This window comes from Vibrio sp. vnigr-6D03 (assembly GCF_002835515.1).
GTDB lineage: Bacteria > Pseudomonadota > Gammaproteobacteria > Enterobacterales > Vibrionaceae > Vibrio > Vibrio penaeicida.
In genome coordinates this window covers 1-16,761 of the sequence record NZ_PIZL01000036.1, presented here as the reverse complement: position 1 = coordinate 16,761, position 16,761 = coordinate 1, and the positions used below count along the sequence as shown (strand labels likewise).

Here is a 16,761-nt window from a genome sequence, read left to right as displayed (position 1 = left end):
TCAACCCGATGACAAACACAATGCCAAATACAATAAGTATTGTTTGGCAAAGCCACTCTGGATCGCAGGGTAAATAAATTTCTATGGGCATAGGTTTCCCCATATATACAGCAGGCTCGTAACAATACTGACCGCCCACTCAGCAAAAAACTTCCCGAGTCACCTAATACAAAAAAGGCTGTTATGAGCACCTAACAGCCGATACGTTTGCCATACAGCTATGTCGCTATTGAGCTATTGAGCTATTGAGCTATTGAGTTGAAAGATATCGTCCCAAACTATCCAAGCCAGTTCCCCAACCTGCACCGTGTTGGCTGCGCGATGCGTCAAAGGCGGCGATTTCTTCTGGTGTCGCGTTAACGGGCTCCCAAATCAGTTGCAATTTAGTTTGGCTGCCATTTTCTTCAAGCTTAACCGTTGTTTTCATTTCTTTTGGCCAATTAGGCATTTGCGGGCTCGGCATGATCTCGCCCTGCTCATTCGATACCGATTGAATAAACACAACCGTGTGCGGTTCTACAATTTCAATGTATTGAGATAAAAGCCACATCTCGAAACCATTTGGCATCACCATCTTGTGAAGAGACGATCCACCAGCCTGAATATCAGCTCGGGTAAATTCGCAGGTTACGCCAGGCATAGGAACCATCCAGTTTGTCATGTGCTCTACTTTAGTCCATGCCTCAAATACCAAAGCGATAGGCGCATCGTATTCTCTTGTTAAAATGGTGGGTTCTACGTGTTGATTACTCATCCTTGTCCCCTTTTTGTTGAATCTCTTGTAGGTATTCACCCAAGCTATCTAAAGTATGGGTCCAATATTGCTCGAATTGAACAACCCAGTCTTGAATAGACTTAAGTTGCTCGCCATTTACGTGATAAGCGCGAAACCTTCCTTCTCTACGCTCTCTAACCAAATCGACGGCTTTTAGCACCCCCAAATGTTTAGATACCATTGGCTGACTCCACCCAAGTGATGCAACTAACTGATTAACCGTCATTTCTTTGCCAGCTAATTTTTCCAGTAGCTCTCTTCTTTTAGGCTCAGCTATCGCGTTAAATGGATCAAATGTGGTTTTTGTTCTAGCCATAAACCTCAATATATTCCTATATGGGAATATTACAACATGATCAAAGCCAAGTTCTTATCATTGAGACATTGAGATATCTCGTCTTGGTAAGCTTAGGTCTTATACTGGTTGCAAAGAAATATTGAAAAGGAAACCATGGTGGAAAGTCGGTTCTTTAGGTCACTTGATAAGCCAACACAAAATAGACTTACCCTTTCAGCGCAATCCTTCCGATTCGAACCACAAGAGTTTCTTCTCGATTCACAGTCAAAATGGAACACGGTATTTCTATTGAACTCAGGCTCAGTGAGGATGTACTACCTCGACAGAGATGGAAAAGAGCACAACAAAGCCTTTTTTGTCGATCATGCTTTCTTCTGGCCGGTGACAGAATCGCTAAGGAATGAGCCCGCTGGTTTTTTTATCGAATCCATTGAAAGTGGAAGCGGATGGCGCTGGGATTTTGATGTCTTCAAACAAACCTTTACTAACGAAAACGACTGGATGACGTTTTCTCACCTTTGGATGGAAAATGTCTTAGCAGAAAAGTTCAATAGAGAGAAAGACTGGCTGCAACTTTCCGCAGCGCAGCGCTACGTTAAACTCATCACCCTAAGACCAGAGCTCAAGCGTTTACCCAACATGCACCTCGCAAGCTATATCGGCGTAACCCCAGAGTCCTTTTCTCGATTAAAAAAATCCATTCCACTTACCAAATGATAAGTACAACCCTCCGACATTTCGCCAAACTTTCCGTTAACGCAAAAAAAGGAAAGCAAAATGGAAAAGGGACTAGAAGCGACATCTACTTTACTGCTTGGACTTATGGCTGGCTTTTTTGCCACCTACAGTTTTAATGTGAACTACGCCATGCTCGACGTCGATGGCAGCACCTATGCTACGGTACAATCATTGTTTAACATCAATGTGAGACACGCTGGCTTTTTTATGTGCTTTTTTGGTGCCGCTCTGTTGCCTGCAGTAACCGGAATGGTGTGGCTGAGAAAGGACAAACGACGAGCACTAGTTTGGTTAATCATCGCCTTGAGTTATTTTATTGGGATAGTTATTTTTACTCGGTTTGTTAATTTACCGCTTAACTATTACACCGAGTCATGGAATCCAGCCGCTTTACCTGATGATTGGAAAACCGTTCGAGATCAGTGGAATACCGCGAATTTACTGCGTGTTATTGTCAGCATGATTACCTTTTCGGTCGCGTTGGCAATCCCTCACTTACGAACACGCAGTATCACTAGGGGCTGTTGAACTCTCTATACAGAAACGCCTAAGCTACGCAAATCTTCTCGCGCTTTCTTAGCGGTTGAAAACTGGAAAGCGTGAAAACCCTCTGTTTTCGCTCCTTCTACGTTCGCCGGCATGTCATCCAAAAATACGGATTCACTGGCTTCCACGTTACATTGCTCTACCACCAATTGGTATATTCTAGGATTAGGTTTCAGCACATCCCATTCCGCAGACACAATGGCATTATCGAATAGCGACCAAAAGCTGTACTTATCTTTAAGAAACGCAACAATTTCATGCACATTATCAGTGAGTGCGTAAATGCCATAGCCTGATTCTTTTAAATCTTTCATCATGTCTTCTGTGCCTTCTAATAAGGACAGGGATGCTTTCACGTTATCAAAAAGTCGGTCGGTTTCAGGTACGCTTAGCTGCAATTGTGTTTGATAAGCCAGCTTCGCTTCACTTTCAGAATACCGACCTTTATTTAGATCAAGCCAAATTTGATGAGAGAAAATGTCTTGAGCCAGTTTTTGAGCGGCTTCCCCTTCCACATCAAACGTTGCGGATACGATCTCAAGAGGAGACCATTTTACGATCACGTTACCTACGTCAAAAACGATATTTTTTATTGTCATATCCTAGCCTTTGTTATTTGATGAACAAGTGCCGCATTGGGGTTATAAAGCCTTTAAATACACCGCGGCATTTTCCTTGGAAGGCGAAAAACCAACGTTCAAAAGATACTCTTCGTGCTCTCTGGTTTTCGCGATGGCTTTAAGCATGTTTACACCACGTTGCTTCATCACTTCTGGGTGTAATTGGTAGTAATACTGCGCGACCTTCATGTCTCGATACTCTGGCGTCACAAAATCAAGCACAAGAGATAACGTGCCGTCCTTATCTTTATTCCCTACCAACACGCCCGCAATGCTGTTGTTTCGAAGTGTGTAAAATGCCGTATCCGATTTCTTTATCGATTCCACCGAGGTTTGCTTCTCAATTTCAGCTAAGTTGGTGGAAACAAAATGGTCAAAATATTCCGAATCGACAGAAGCCGAGATCAATTTGAATCTATCTTTGGTGGTATAAATGCCCCACAAATAATAGACATTGATTCCTGCAATACCTAAGTTCATCAACATTGTGGGATAAGAATCAATAAAATAGGCAAACGCTGCAAAAAGTAAGCAGCCGATAAAATTAATCACTCTTAACTTTATGATGGACGTCATTGTTAGTGATACAAGTACGACCAAAGATGCGAGATAGCCAAACCACTCTACCCAATCAAAATCCATTTTGATGCTCCTTCTCGTTTGTGTAATCAAAAAGATAGCATTGGAACTATGCTGGGTACACATCAAAAATGTGTTAGCTATGCAGGTATAAAAAGAAAGCCACCGAATAAGGTGGCTTTGAAAACAGAGTGCATATTTATCTGTGTGAGATGCTTAGGGTCTGTTGACCTTTCGTGGTTAAATTTTGTTCGAGTTCTATGCCTTTTAATCGCGGCGCAAGGTGTGTCGCTTAGTCATTCTAAGTAAATACCTTGCAACAAAGAGTAAAAGGCATAGAAGCGAACCCTTCGGGCAGCATTTGTGGCTTATTTCTACTGCGTTATCGCTCATTGATGTAGAGCGACTACACCGAATGAGCGTTGCCTTGTATAAATCACCCACAAATTGCTGCAAAAATCATCTCGAAAGGTCAACAGACCCTAATACTATTCAATAAGATCTATCATAAAACGACCGATATCCGTGTGATGTAACAGTTTGCTTGTGAACGGTGCAACCGCTTCGTCTTCACCTTGCGCGAACAAGAATACTGGCGTGCTGGTGTGGCTTCCTGTGCTCCATACCACACCTTGCTGTTCTGCCAATTCCCGAGCCAGCAAATTTTGTCGGTTATCGTCCGTTTGGTACACGAAGAATGCACCATACCCTTCCAGTTTTGGTACGGTCTTACTGCTTAGGTATTTGTGATCCCGAACGTAATAGGGGTTAGGCTGAGTGTCGAGTATCTTTTTCGCCTGCGCTGCGCTGATTTCAAAATCGCTATTCTCAACGACTAACTTCGCCAGGTTCTCGGGTGTTTGCTGCGCTTTATCTAACCCATCAAATTCGGAGTAAAACAGATCAGCGTGGCTGATTTTTTGGTTGTAAATCTTATCCAAAACATCGGGTGAAATGAAATTGAAGTTAGGCTTGTAGTCTCTTCCTTCAAATGCATCTCCAGGCAGCTCTTGAGGATCGGGTAAGTCCACCGCTGAATAACTGAAGCCAAAACCACCAGTTTCATGATCTGCGGTCACCAATACGAGAGTGTCGTTTCTGTTATCAGCCCAGTCGAGTATGCTGGTTACGGCATCGTTCATTTTTAGCATCTCATGTAACATGCTGCCCGTATCGTTATAATGCCCAGCCCAATCTATTTGCCCCGCTTCGACCATTAGGAAAAAACCGTTCTCGTTTTTTTCCAACACGCTGATCGCATGTTTAGCCATCTCTTCGAGTGTCGGTTGCGCACGCTGATCATCACCTTTGAGCTTGCTGTTAGTAATGCCATCATACATTCCTGAATAAGAGAACAACCCAAGCACTTTGTTGCCCTTCGAGTTGCTTAATTGCTCTTTAGTAAAGACAGTTTCGTATCCTGCCCCTTCAGCTTCGGTAATGAGGTTGCGTTCATCTTTTCGCTTCGATTTAATTCGCACTTTTCCATCAGTTTTTGCCGTGAGCACTTTGTGCGCTTCCGAGGTTTTGTCACTCGCGCTTTTTGGTATCCAATACCTCAAACCACCAGAGAGCAGCACGTCAGCATCGCTTGCGAGCATTTGCTCTGCGATTTTATTTTCCAAACTTCTATGAGCAACATGCGCAGCAAATGACCCTGGTGTTGCGTGGGTAATACGCGTATCCGAAACCAAACCGACCGACATGCCTTTCTCTTTTGCCACTTCGAGTACGGTACGTGCCGAATACCCTTTCGCATTTAGCCCGATCATTTCCGACCCCGACATTTGCCCTGTTGCAAGTTGGCTCGCTGAAGCAGCGGAGTCGACCACAATCGCTTTATCAGGGTGCGTCATGGAGATGTTCATTTGACCGCCTTTGATCATGCGCTCAAACACCGTACCTTTTCCTTTCAGCACCGACTTAGGGGCAAGATCGGAATACGTTTGCAATAAGCCCACCTGCTGCGGTCCCATTCCATCGCCTATGACCAAAATGATGTTTTTTGTTTGCGATTCAGCAAGCGCCATATTGGTACTTAAACCAATAGCGGCTACTGCTAAGGACATGAGCGATAATCTTCTTCCATGTAGTTTCATCGTTTCTGTTCCATATATTGAATGTTGTGGCTCAACTCGAAAGCATCACCTTGTTCATTAAAACGAAAAAAGGAACCCCCAGTAGAGAGGTTCCTTTGGTTTCATCACCTAAGAAAAAGAGAACAACCTAAAATGTTCATCTTTTTTTAAAAAGACGGTCAACAAATAGAGTCGCATTATTCGTTTTCCGCCATGCCGCTATCAAGGTTAGCGAGCATTTTGTCGGCATACCAATTGATAAAATTGATCACACCAAATTCATAGGTCTCGGAGTATGGACCCGGTTCATAAGCCATCGAGTTAATACCCAGTTGGTTAGTTTCCCCAAGAATGCGGTCTTGGTCGTTCGTTGCATCCCAGACCTTGCGTAGGTTCTCTACATCGTAATCGATACCTTCTACCGCATCTTTATGGACAACCCACTTGGTAATCACTTTACTTAACTGAGGTGCAACAGGGATCACTTGGAAAGCGATCAAGTGGTCGCCTTGAGCATGGTTCCATGAGTTCGGCAAATGAAGAATTCGCATTGAGCCTAGATCAGGAGTATTGATACGCCCCATTAATTTCTTACAGCCCACTTCACCGTTCATCGTCATTGCGCTCACGCCATCTTTTAAGGGCATGCGCACAATTCGATTTTGATCCCCATAAGCACTTTTGTGAGCGTGTGGAATGCCATTTTCATCCCATATTTTTTGCTTTTCGGCAACAAGCGCTTTGAACTCGTCAGACGCCCGTGGATCGTTAGTGTCATCCCACTCTAAAAGGGAGCCTAACAGTTCAGGGTGTGAACCTTCACAGTGGTAGCACTCTCGATTGTTCTCGATAACAAGCTTCCAGTTCGCCTCTTCCATCATGACACTTTGAATGGCAACTTTGGCATTCTCCAAGTCATAGGGTTCTAGGTAGTGCTCTAAATCATTGAGGAACTCGTCAATTTCAGGCGGATTCTCAGCGAGAGAAATGAAGATGTATCCCCCTGCCGTTTTACAGTGTATAGGCTTTAGACTGAATTTCTTTTTATCAAAATCCGAACCCATCTCCTGACCGGCGTAAATCAACTCACCATCCATGTTGTATGTCCATTGATGGTATGGACAAACTAACTTAGCGGATTTACCGCGATGCTTAGTACAAATCTTCGAACCACGGTGACGACATACATTATGCAAGGCATAAACTTCGCCGTTATCACCCCGTGTGATCATGACTGGATTGTTCCCAACCTCAAACGCGATGTAGTTTCCTTTATCAGGAATTTCACACGTTAATCCTGCAAAAAGCCATTCACGTTCAAATATTGATTTCATATCGATATCAAACAGCTCTTGGTTGTTGTAAAACTCTTGTTCCAACGAGTATCGAGGGTTTCGCTCTCGCAACATGTCCAACACTTTTTGCTCGTCTACAAGTCCTTTTTGAGGCCTTTTTTTGATATTTGCTTCCATGGGTCTATCTCTTATAGCGCTAACTATCCCACACGCTTTTCACCAACAATGTTAAGAAAAGCTCTGATTCCTTAAAAAGCAGCGGTGTGGATGGGTGATGACAAACGCACCGATGTTAAAGGGTTGCCAACAACCCACTTTACAAAAGCCCGCAATCATAAAGTGGTTGTTGTGGGATATCTTGAGCAATACCCAAAATTCACACTTAGCTATTTGAGACACGAATTTGCTCAAAAAAGACAAGCTAATGAAGCAAACCTTCACAATGTGTTAACGATCAATAAAATACGAAAAGCACACACAACTCTCGATAAAATTTACTTTTTTATTTTTAATTGAATGATCAATTAAAAATAAATGATGGATCACAAACAGAGAATAACTGGCTTTACAGAGTAAACACCCACTGATTAATTGTTAACCAAAAGATAACAAAATGATCACATGAGCAATCTTGAAGGTCAGTTTACTCACACACGGAAGCAAAAGGAGGATCGTCATGACCTCATCGATACAAACTGGGACAAAGATCAGTTTTGTACTGGTTGAAAACTTCACTATGATCGCATTTGCTTCGGCAATTGAAGTGCTAAGAATGGCTAATCAGTTGTCGGGAGAACGGTTGTATGAATGGAACACAGTAAGCTTGGATGGACAGTCGGTCCAAGCGAGTGACGCACTTAGTATCAATGTAGATGGGTCGATGGAACTTGCTTCCGAGTCGGAAACAGCCATTGTTTGCGGAGGCGTGGGTGTACAACAACAATGCCAACCTAAAATGTTGAATTGGCTTTTGCATTTGGATCGGCAACATATTGCGTTGGGCAGCTTGTGTACGGGGAGCTATATTCTTGCGAAAGCAGGTCTCTTAGATGGGCACCCTTGTGCAATCCACTGGGAATATATGGCTGGTATGCAGGAAGAATTTTCCGCCATCCACGTGAGTAATAAGATTTTCACCATATCAGAGAAACGCATGACCTGTACGGGTGGAACTGCGCCGATGGATATGATGCTCCAAATGATTAATCGCCAACATGGCGAAAAGCTCAGTGCTGCGATTTCGCAAATGTTCATTTGTGACCGTATTCGCGACAGCGAGGAAATGCAAACACTGCCACTAAAAAGTTTGGTCGGCGCTTCTCAGCCCAAGCTTCGCGAAATCATTATGCTGATGGAAGCTAACCTTGAGGAAACCATCAGTATGGACGAAATGGCGGGATATGTTGATCTTTCAAGAAGGCAGCTAGAACGTCTGTTCCAGAAATACTTAAACTACTCCCCTTCTCGTTACTACCTGCACCTTCGGCTAAACCGTGCAAAGCAACTTCTTAAGCAGACAAATCTGTCCATTATTGAAGTGTCTATCGCGTGCGGGTTCGTTTCGACGTCTCATTTCAGCAAGTGTTATCGCGACTACTTTGGCTCTCCTCCTAAATCTGAGCGTTCAGCCAAATTCTCAATGAGCCAGGCTCCTTCTTCATCGAATGAACCAACTTATGCTTCGGTATCCCTTCATGAAGAAGTGATGGTGAAAAGCGTGATTTAGCTTTCGGTCTTTCGACCCTCATATCTGATTCACGAAATCATAAAAAATCCGATAAACAATGCTTATCGGATTTTTACCTATTGGGAGGCGAGTTAAACTGGTCAAAAGCAGCAACTGATCAAAGGCAATAACGGATCAAAAGAAATAGAGGTTATCCTCGCTTTTTTAGTAACCCTTCCGCTTTTAATACTTTCAGAATCTCCTCTGCAGCCTCATTTGGATCTGGCTCGTGCATTACTTGGCTCGATTTCGTTTCCGCTTTAGCAGTTGCGGCTTTAAATCGGTCTTTTGCCGATGTTGCTTTCACTTTTTTCAAACGTTTCGGTCGTTTGGCTGCCGGCTCAAATTCCCAGTTCTCCAGCGCCGTATCTTTAATAAATGGTGCTCCCAAATAATAGATGTTTCCAGAGACCGACTTTAAGTAAGAAATTTGCCTAGGCTCTGCTGCTGCCGAATCAACGAGACCGACAAACGGCAAATTCACTTCTACCTTTCGTCTTTGCCCTCTTGGAAGTGCCTGCAACACCGTTGCGCTGTTTTTGTCTATTTTCAGTACCTCTACAATCTTCGGCACCAATGTGAAACCCAGTAAATTGGCTACGGTATAAGGCAGATGCCCCGAGCATTCACCTACCTCCGCTTCTGTCCCTGTCAGTATGACATCAGTATTCGTAGAACGTATGTAATCCACCAGCGCAGGAATAACATCCGCATTGACAGGCTGCGAAAGCACGGTTAGCTCTGGAATACCCATTCCTAGGTAATCTCTTAAGGAAGGTTCATCAGGATCGCCAGCGTGCAATAGCTCCAAATTCACGGTTTCCAAACCCAGTGCTAATTCCACCATTTTTGCGTCTTGATCCGCTCGTCTGGCGCGTTTGGTATAAGGGTGCTCACCAACCGAAATTAACCCTATCGCTTTAAGCATGCTGAACCTCCATACTTTCAAAGGTATCTGTTTGGGAAATGGACGTTAGAGCATCCCCAACGGTACTTTCCTCAGAATCTTTTCGTAGCAATGCACTCATCGCCTCCATGATCTCGCTGCTATCAGCGATCACACTTAACTCAGAGCGCTTAATCATGTCGCACCCCAAATCTGTATTGATTGCGATGACTTTTTCACACTTCTCAATACCTTGTAAGTGTTGAACGGCTCCAGAAATACCCACAGCGATATAAACTCTCGCTGTAACCCAAGTGCCAGTCGCACCTACCTGAGTACTTCGGGGCATAAACCCATCGTCTACCGCAACTCGGCTTGCACCCATCGTGGCACCCAATTCCGATGCCAATTGTTTGAATAACGCCCAATCCTTGACCCCGTTCCCTCCCGACAAAATGAATTCTGCTTCGCCAAGTGAAATGGTTGCAGGGTCGACATCAACCGAGCCTTTGTCTGAAATACCTATGGGCGCACATAGGTCCGAGTTGATCTCCGCTCCTATATCAATACACGCATGGCTCGTTTCCGTTACTGGCTCTTCGCATTCGGGTAGCAACAGCATCACTCTTGATGCCTTCTGAACATATTGCCGCGTTCCTTTGGAAGACAAACAATGACATTGGTCGTTTTGCCATTTGTACACGTTTGTACTTGGTCTCACATTAAGCGAGGCAGCCAACCTGCGACCTAGCTCTCCACTGCCATCATCACTTTCTGCGATAAGAATGTTTCTAGGGTTTAGCCTCATGACTTGTTCATGAGCAAATTTGGCTTTTCCTTCAGGGTTGTAGCCTAAAAATACGGTTTCTTTGGCGTAAACGACTCTATCCACACCCAAACTTCCCAGCTCCTCCTTTAGCGCCCCGAACAACACGAGATCGACAGGCTGAGTAGGTGAAGAAGAAGAAGACGCCAGTTTATGAGCCAGCCCTAAAATGTCTTTTCCGTGTTCAGAAATTTTTCCAGACGTGGTTTCAAGTACAACCATGATTGGGGCATCGGTGCTCTCTGGGATGTAGTCTTTCCGTTTCGATTCTTGAGACGCTCCGCGAACATTGACGACCGAACTTGTAGCGGCACTGCCCACATTAAGGCGATCAATGCGTTTCACGCCACTTGGACCGATAAAACCAATGCCGTGTACCTTTTTACGAATCAAGCCTGTCGGTCCGTATTGAGGAGCACCAAGGTTAGCATGTTCAGAATGAAGTCTATTCCTTGCGATATGCTCTCTGCGTGGATCTCGCCTTACGATGATTTCACTCATGCAACCTCCCTAGCGGAAACCGTCGCCGCTGGTTGTGCTTTTTCTGCTGGCAACGCTTCCAATAAAAGCTCCGCAATATCTTTCACGTCGGGTCTTGGTTCAACAACACCTTCAAGCATTAATGTACACTGGGGGCACCCAACGGCGACCACGTCTGCTTGGGTTTCTTTTATGTCTTCCATGCGAATATCGGGAATACGTTTCTCTCCCGGTATGTCTGTGACCGGAGCCCCTCCACCACCGCCGCAACATCGAGACCGATAGCCAGAACGCTCCATCTCTTTCAATTCAAACCCAAGCTGTTTAAGTAAATATCTTGGTGCTTCATATTCACCGTTATAGCGCCCCAGATAACATGGATCATGGTAAGTCACGGTGCCTTTAGATGCGTCGCTATCCAAGTGCAGCGACCCACCCTCAACCAACCTCGCAAGCAGCTGAGTATGGTGTTCAACTTCAAAATTACCGCCAAAATCGGGGTACTCGTTTTTTAGGACGTGAAACGCATGGGGATCAGCCGTAACAATCGTCTTAAAGCGGTATTTGTTCAGTACACCAATATTGGCTTTCGCCAATCGCTGGAAGGTAGCTTCGTCACCCAGTCTGCGTGCGAGATCCCCACTATCCAGTTCCTCGTTACCCAAAACGGCGAAAGATACCCCAGCACGACGCAGCAACTTGACCAGCGCGCGTAGGGTGCGCTGATTCCTCATATCAAAGGCTGCGTCGCCCACCCAAAACAGCACGTCGCACTCTTTAACATCTTTGAGTACTGGCAACTTTAGATCGATACCCCAGTTATGGCGCTGAACCGGAGGCAAACCATTCGGGTTATCTGTCGCGATCAAGTTTTCCAATACTTCCCGACCTTTACCAGGGGTTTGACCAAGATCGAGCGTTAAGTGCCTTCTCATATCCACCATGGCGTCAACGTGTTCAATCATCATGGGACACTCTTCCACACACGCCCGACAAGTTGTGCAAGACCAAACGGTCTCCGGATCTAAGAGCTTTTCAAATAGAGGTTGGTCTTTACCGCCTTCACCAATGTCACCCTCTTTTCCGGGGTAACCCTGACCGGCATAGCGTGATGTATCTCCACCCGCCATCCCAACAACTAAGTCTTGGATCATTTTCTTCGGGTTAAGAGGCTGACCAGCCGCAAACGCCGGGCACATTTTTTCACATCGACCACATTGGACACACGCATCAAAACTCAGGAGCTGTTTCCATGAAAAATCTTCGGGTTTAGCAACTCCAAAGCCCGGGGTGGGCTCTTTGATATCTATCGGTTTTAATCCTGTAGAGCGGATACCAGAAAAACGTTCTGCGCGACGGTGAAATGCGAGATGTAATGCGCCAGCAAAAGCATGCTTTAATGGCCCACCCCACGTCATACCAACCACTAGCTCTAACAAACCTAAAGAACTGCCCAATAGTAAAACCACGGCTAATACGGCATTCCCAACAACCGAGTCTTGAGAGGCAAGAGTGAACACGCAAATTGCCAGACCTGATGCTGAAAACATCAATAAACTTTTGGGAAGGCGCATCCAAGCACCTTTCGATAGGTTTGGTGGAGGGTTCACTCGCCTGCGATAAACAAACATCGCCCCAATGAACATCGCGAGCAAAGGTAAAATAAGCACCGCCCACGCTACAGGGTGATAGTCGAGGTCAAATAAATAGATGACCAGTAGCCCGAGCAACGACGCAACAAAACCACCCGCGGCTGCCACGTGCGTGTTCGACATGTATTTGTCTCGGGCGACGACGTGGTGTAAATCAACAAGGTAACGCTTAGGAATAGATAGCAGCCCAGCAACAACATTGACCGGCTCCTTTCTTCCTCTACGCCACATCAAAATACGCTTTAACGCTCCAAGAACCCAAACTAGGATCACTGTTACCAGCAACCAAGGTAAGATCTGATTAATCATCGCTTCTACTCCCTACTTCTGCGTCTATTATCAGAAGTCCTTACACAGTCTGAGCGCATCGTATATTGCTGCGTGTGTGTTTCTTTGCGCGGTACAGTCACCGATGCGGAACAAAAGCATGCCTTCGCTTTGTTTTTCCAATGACGGCTGTGGCTTCGCATCGTAGAGCGCTTGAATATCCATTTGCCCTTTATTAACCGATTGCGCTTTCAAGGCGTAGTAGAGTTCTTCGGACGGTCTGATCCCATTTTCGACCACGATCTGGTCGACGACGCGCTCTTCTTTTTGCCCCGTGTACTCGTTCTCTAGCACAGCGATGAGCTTATCGTTTTCTTTGTAGACTTCTTCGAGTATGAAATCCGGTGTCATGATGACTTCTTTTTCATACAAGCTTCGGTAATAGGTAGGGAACGTGGTTCCACCGACCGCTGCTCCCGGCTTGATGTCGTCAGTCACCAACTCAACAAGCGATCCTTTGGATGAAAGATAATCGGCGACAGACATACCTGAAAATTCGCAAATCGTATCGTAAACCAACACATTTTTACCTGGCTCCACTTCTCCGCTCAGTACGTCCCAACTGCTGATGACTAAACCATCTTGCGCGCCCCATTTAGGGTTTTGCTCAATGAATGGTGTACCACCAACGGCAAGGATAGTGACATCAGGGCTATGGCTTAAAATGATCTCTTCTGTCGCTTCAGTGTCGAAGTGTATTTCGACATTGAGCCTCGCCAGCTCTAACGCATACCAACGGGTAATACCTGCAATTTGGTCGCGCTGAGGTGCCTTCGCTGCCAGTGTAATTTGCCCACCAAGTTCTGGTGCTTTTTCGATTAACACAACATTGTGCCCACGCTCGGCACAGACACGTGCGGCTTCCATTCCTGCTGGGCCGCCACCCACAACCACCACTTTTCGAATCACACCGTCTGTTTTCGAAATAATATGAGGCATAGTGGACTCACGAGAGGTTGCCGCATTTTGAATACAAAGCACGTCCAGCCCCTGATACTGGCGGTCGATACAATAATTTGCGCCCACACATTGGCGAATCTGATCCACTTGGTTCATTTTTATTTTCGCAATGAGGTGTGGATCAGCAATGTGCGCGCGTGTCATGCCAACGAAATCCACATACCCAGCTTCAAGTATTCGCTGCGCTTGGTTTGGGTCTTTTATGTTTTGAGCATGAATAACTGGAACGTTCACCACTTCTTTGATTCCGGCAGCTAGGTGCAGAAAAGGTTCTGGTGGATAACTCATGTTCGGAATTACGTTTGCTAATGTGTTGTGTGTGTCGCAACCCGAACCAATAACGCCAAAGAAATCGACCAAGCCTGTTTTGTCGTAGTAGGTTGCGATTTCTTTCATGTCATCGTGCGTTAAGCCGTCGGGGTGAAACTCATCTCCACAGATTCTTAAGCCAACTGCAAAGTCTCGCCCTACCTCTTCTCGAATCGCCTCCAGAACACGAATCCCGAAACGCATTCGGTTTTCAAAACTTCCACCCCACTCGTCTTCTCGCTTATTCACGCGAGGGCTCCAAAATTGATCGATTAGGTGTTGGTGTACAGCCGAGAGTTCGACACCATCAAGACCGCCTTCTTTTGCTCGCCTCGCGGCTTGAGCGTAGTCTCCGATGATGCGTTCAATTTCTTCAGGTTCAATGGTTTTACACGTTGCGCGGTGAACCGGTTCTCGAATTCCACTTGGGCTGACTAACGTTGTCCAGTCTCCACCATCCCAACGAGAACGACGCCCCATATGGGTGATTTGAATCATGATATGACCACCGTGCTTATGCACTGCGTCGGCAAGATTCTGAAAGTGGGGAATGATTCGGTCGGTTGATAAATTCACGGATTTCCACCAGCTTTGTGGGCTGTCTATGGAGACAACACTTGAGCCTCCACAAATACTAAGACCGACGCCACCTTTGGCTTTTTCTTCGTAATACTTAACGTAACGTTCCGTGGTCATACCGCCTTCAGTGGCGTACACCTCAGCGTGAGCCGTGCTCACAACACGGTTTCTTATTGTTAAGTTATTGATATTCAATGGCTGAAATAGTGCATCAAACTGAGACATCGCTGCTTCCTTACTGTTTACATCCGACCGCTTTTAATTATTTTTGTGGTGCTTTCACTTCTTTCTTTACCGCTTTCACTTACTTTTCTGACACTTCCACTTAACTTCCCAGCGGCTCAACCACGAAGACTCCGTAATCAACCCCTTCTTCGGATGCGCTTTGAATCTGTGTAGCTTTGGTTTTGATGTTGTAACCCAAGCTCTCTGCGATTTGATCGATCGCGCCAGCAAACCAGCCCGTGAACATGTAATCCACTTTGCGATTGACTTTTCCGTAGTGGTAAACAAAAGCCGAGTGATCCAATCGAACTCGCGCAGTTCCATTCTCAATATCCAAACTTTCAATGCGGAACAGCCCCCAGCCGCGCTGGGAAAGGCGCTTCATGTAGTGTTCAAATACCGCGTCACCAGAAAGCCCATGTTTTTCGGCTTCCTTTTCACACCAATAATGCGCCGATTGGTAACCGGCTTTGTATAAAATCTCCGCGTACATATCGTCGCCTAGCGACTCCGCTATCGCTGTGTGGTTGTTGATGAAAAAGTGTCGCGGTACGTACAGCATCGGAAGTGCGTCTGTCACCCAAACGCCTGTTTCGCTGTCTACTTTGATTTCCATTTCAGGTGCATGTGTGCCCATGTTTAATCTCCTTATTCGCCCCAAACTTCTTTGAGAGTGTTAACCCAGTTTTCACCCATAACCTTCTGTACTTTTCTTGGCGTCCAACCTCGGTTGAGTAACGCCTCCGTAAGGTTTGGAAACTCTCCGATCGTTCTAATGCCTTTCGGGTTAATAATTTCGCCAAATCGAGTGAGACGACGAGCGTAGCCTTTGTCGTGAGTAAGCCATTCGAAAAACGGTTCGTCGTGCCCTTGCGTAAAGTCCGTTCCAATACCGACGTGGTCTTCCCCCACGATGTTGACGATGTACTCAATGGCTTCGACATAATCTTCTATCGTGGACTTGATGCCATTTTTGAGGAACGGAGCAAACATGGTTACGCCAACAAAGCCACCGTGATCGGCGATGAATTTCAGTTCTTCATCCGATTTATTACGAGGGTGGTCCTTGAGACCAAGGGGCAAGCAATGTGAATAACAAACGGGTTTTTCAGACGCGAGAATGACCTCTTTTGATGTTTGGCTTCCTACATGAGACAAATCGCACATCATGCCAACGCGGTTCATTTCACGAACGATTTCATGCCCAAAGCCAGAAAGCCCGCCGTCGCGCTCATAGCACCCCGTTCCAACAAGGTTTTGCGTGTTGTATGCCATTTGGGCAATACCGACACCCAATTGCTTAAACACTTCAACATACCCAATTTGGTCTTCAAAAGCGTGAACGTTTTGGAAACCCAATATGATGCCTGTCCGCCCTTCTTGTTTTGCTTTGTGAATATCCTGAGTCGTTCTTACGGGTCGAATTAAGTCAGAGTGCTCTTGAAAGAAGGTGTTAAATTCCGCAATGTTGTTCACGGTATCTTGAAACCCTTCCCATACTGAAACCGTGCAATTGGCGGCGGTTAATCCCCCTTTCGCCATGTCTTCAAAAAGTGCTCTGTCCCATTTGGCTATCACAAGTCCATCTAAAATGATGGATGCTTCATGTAGCTTTTCTGCGTCTGACATATTCGACTCCAAAGTTTTATTAAGCTCGTGCTCGTATTAGGTGCTGCACGCACAAAGCATTCTGGTTTAGGGGAATGCTGATAAAAGGTGTTGCTCTTAGGTTTTGAGTCTAACGTGTCAATTTGCGCAAAAACGGCTTGAAAGCGACAAGAACATTAGGAATGCCGTCATCTTTTGCTTGGGTAAAAAAATAGCGACCTAATAGGTCGCTATTCAGATTGATGACGAACCCC

General features: G+C 45.5%; 16 protein-coding genes. 4 read left to right on the top strand and 12 right to left on the bottom strand.

Annotated features, from left to right (window positions below):
* Nucleotides 1–250 precede the first annotated feature (250 nt).
* Nucleotides 251–754 carry an SRPBCC domain-containing protein gene (locus CW749_RS23105; RefSeq protein ID WP_101114759.1) on the bottom strand — a complete coding sequence of 168 codons (504 nt, stop codon included), beginning with the start codon at nucleotides 752–754 and terminating at the stop codon, nucleotides 251–253.
* A complete protein-coding gene (locus CW749_RS23100; protein ID WP_101114758.1) occupies nucleotides 747–1,091 on the bottom strand; it encodes a metalloregulator ArsR/SmtB family transcription factor in 345 nt (114 codons plus the stop codon). Before CW749_RS23100 ends, CW749_RS23105 begins: the two co-directional genes overlap by 8 nt.
* Nucleotides 1,092–1,199: 108 nt before the next feature.
* Between CW749_RS23100 and CW749_RS23095 the strand changes: the two genes are divergently transcribed.
* Complete coding sequence (locus tag CW749_RS23095; RefSeq protein ID WP_145997878.1) at nucleotides 1,200–1,790, top strand: Crp/Fnr family transcriptional regulator; 591 nt, start codon at nucleotides 1,200–1,202, stop codon at nucleotides 1,788–1,790.
* A 60-nt stretch (nucleotides 1,791–1,850) separates the two neighbouring features.
* Nucleotides 1,851–2,339, top strand: a complete 489-nt coding sequence (locus CW749_RS23090) for a DUF1772 domain-containing protein (RefSeq protein ID WP_101114756.1) — start codon at nucleotides 1,851–1,853, stop codon at nucleotides 2,337–2,339.
* 5 nt (nucleotides 2,340–2,344) lie between these two features.
* Here the strand turns inward: CW749_RS23090 and CW749_RS23085 are convergent, their stop codons facing one another.
* From CW749_RS23085 to CW749_RS23065, 4 genes are all read right to left on the bottom strand, one after another.
* A complete protein-coding gene (locus CW749_RS23085) occupies nucleotides 2,345–2,956 on the bottom strand; it encodes an HAD family phosphatase (protein WP_101114755.1) in 612 nt (203 codons plus the stop codon).
* A gap of 42 nt (nucleotides 2,957–2,998) precedes the next feature.
* Nucleotides 2,999–3,619, bottom strand: a complete 621-nt coding sequence (locus CW749_RS23080; RefSeq protein ID WP_101114754.1) for a hypothetical protein — start codon at nucleotides 3,617–3,619, stop codon at nucleotides 2,999–3,001.
* 425 nt (nucleotides 3,620–4,044) lie between these two features.
* Nucleotides 4,045–5,625: an alkaline phosphatase gene (locus CW749_RS23070; protein WP_237322551.1), complete on the bottom strand. Its 1,581-nt coding sequence runs from the start codon at nucleotides 5,623–5,625 to the stop codon at nucleotides 4,045–4,047.
* Between the two features lie 206 nt (nucleotides 5,626–5,831).
* The gene (locus tag CW749_RS23065) at nucleotides 5,832–7,106 is read right to left on the bottom strand and encodes an aromatic ring-hydroxylating dioxygenase subunit alpha (protein WP_101114751.1); all 1,275 of its coding nucleotides are present in this window, start codon (nucleotides 7,104–7,106) and stop codon (nucleotides 5,832–5,834) included.
* A gap of 90 nt (nucleotides 7,107–7,196) precedes the next feature.
* Here CW749_RS23065 and CW749_RS23060 point away from each other — a divergent pair, with 90 nt between their 5' ends.
* Together CW749_RS23060 and CW749_RS23055 are read left to right on the top strand one after the other, a co-directional pair.
* Complete coding sequence (locus CW749_RS23060; protein WP_101114750.1) at nucleotides 7,197–7,445, top strand: hypothetical protein; 249 nt, start codon at nucleotides 7,197–7,199, stop codon at nucleotides 7,443–7,445.
* Between the two features lie 160 nt (nucleotides 7,446–7,605).
* A complete protein-coding gene (locus CW749_RS23055) occupies nucleotides 7,606–8,655 on the top strand; it encodes a GlxA family transcriptional regulator (RefSeq protein ID WP_101114749.1) in 1,050 nt (349 codons plus the stop codon).
* Nucleotides 8,656–8,806: 151 nt separating this feature from the next.
* Here the strand turns inward: CW749_RS23055 and CW749_RS23050 are convergent, their stop codons facing one another.
* The 6 genes from CW749_RS23050 to CW749_RS23025 all read right to left on the bottom strand — a co-directional run bounded on the left by CW749_RS23050 (nucleotide 8,807) and on the right by CW749_RS23025 (nucleotide 16,528).
* A complete protein-coding gene (locus tag CW749_RS23050) occupies nucleotides 8,807–9,583 on the bottom strand; it encodes an electron transfer flavoprotein subunit beta (protein ID WP_101114748.1) in 777 nt (258 codons plus the stop codon).
* Nucleotides 9,576–10,868: an electron transfer flavoprotein subunit alpha/FixB family protein gene (locus tag CW749_RS23045; RefSeq protein WP_101114747.1), complete on the bottom strand. Its 1,293-nt coding sequence runs from the start codon at nucleotides 10,866–10,868 to the stop codon at nucleotides 9,576–9,578. Before CW749_RS23045 ends, CW749_RS23050 begins: the two co-directional genes overlap by 8 nt.
* A complete protein-coding gene (locus tag CW749_RS23040; protein WP_101114746.1) occupies nucleotides 10,865–12,808 on the bottom strand; it encodes a (Fe-S)-binding protein in 1,944 nt (647 codons plus the stop codon). Before CW749_RS23040 ends, CW749_RS23045 begins: the two co-directional genes overlap by 4 nt.
* Before the next feature lie 30 nt (nucleotides 12,809–12,838).
* Entirely contained in the window at nucleotides 12,839–14,899 is a 2,061-nt protein-coding gene (locus CW749_RS23035; protein ID WP_101114745.1) for an NADH:flavin oxidoreductase, read from the bottom strand.
* Nucleotides 14,900–14,999: 100 nt separating this feature from the next.
* Nucleotides 15,000–15,536 (bottom strand): DUF5943 domain-containing protein, encoded by a 537-nt coding sequence (locus CW749_RS23030; RefSeq protein WP_101114744.1) that lies wholly within the window; start codon nucleotides 15,534–15,536, stop codon nucleotides 15,000–15,002.
* 11 nt (nucleotides 15,537–15,547) lie between these two features.
* Entirely contained in the window at nucleotides 15,548–16,528 is a 981-nt protein-coding gene (locus tag CW749_RS23025) for a dipeptidase (protein WP_101114743.1), read from the bottom strand.
* Nucleotides 16,529–16,761: the final 233 nt, after the last annotated feature.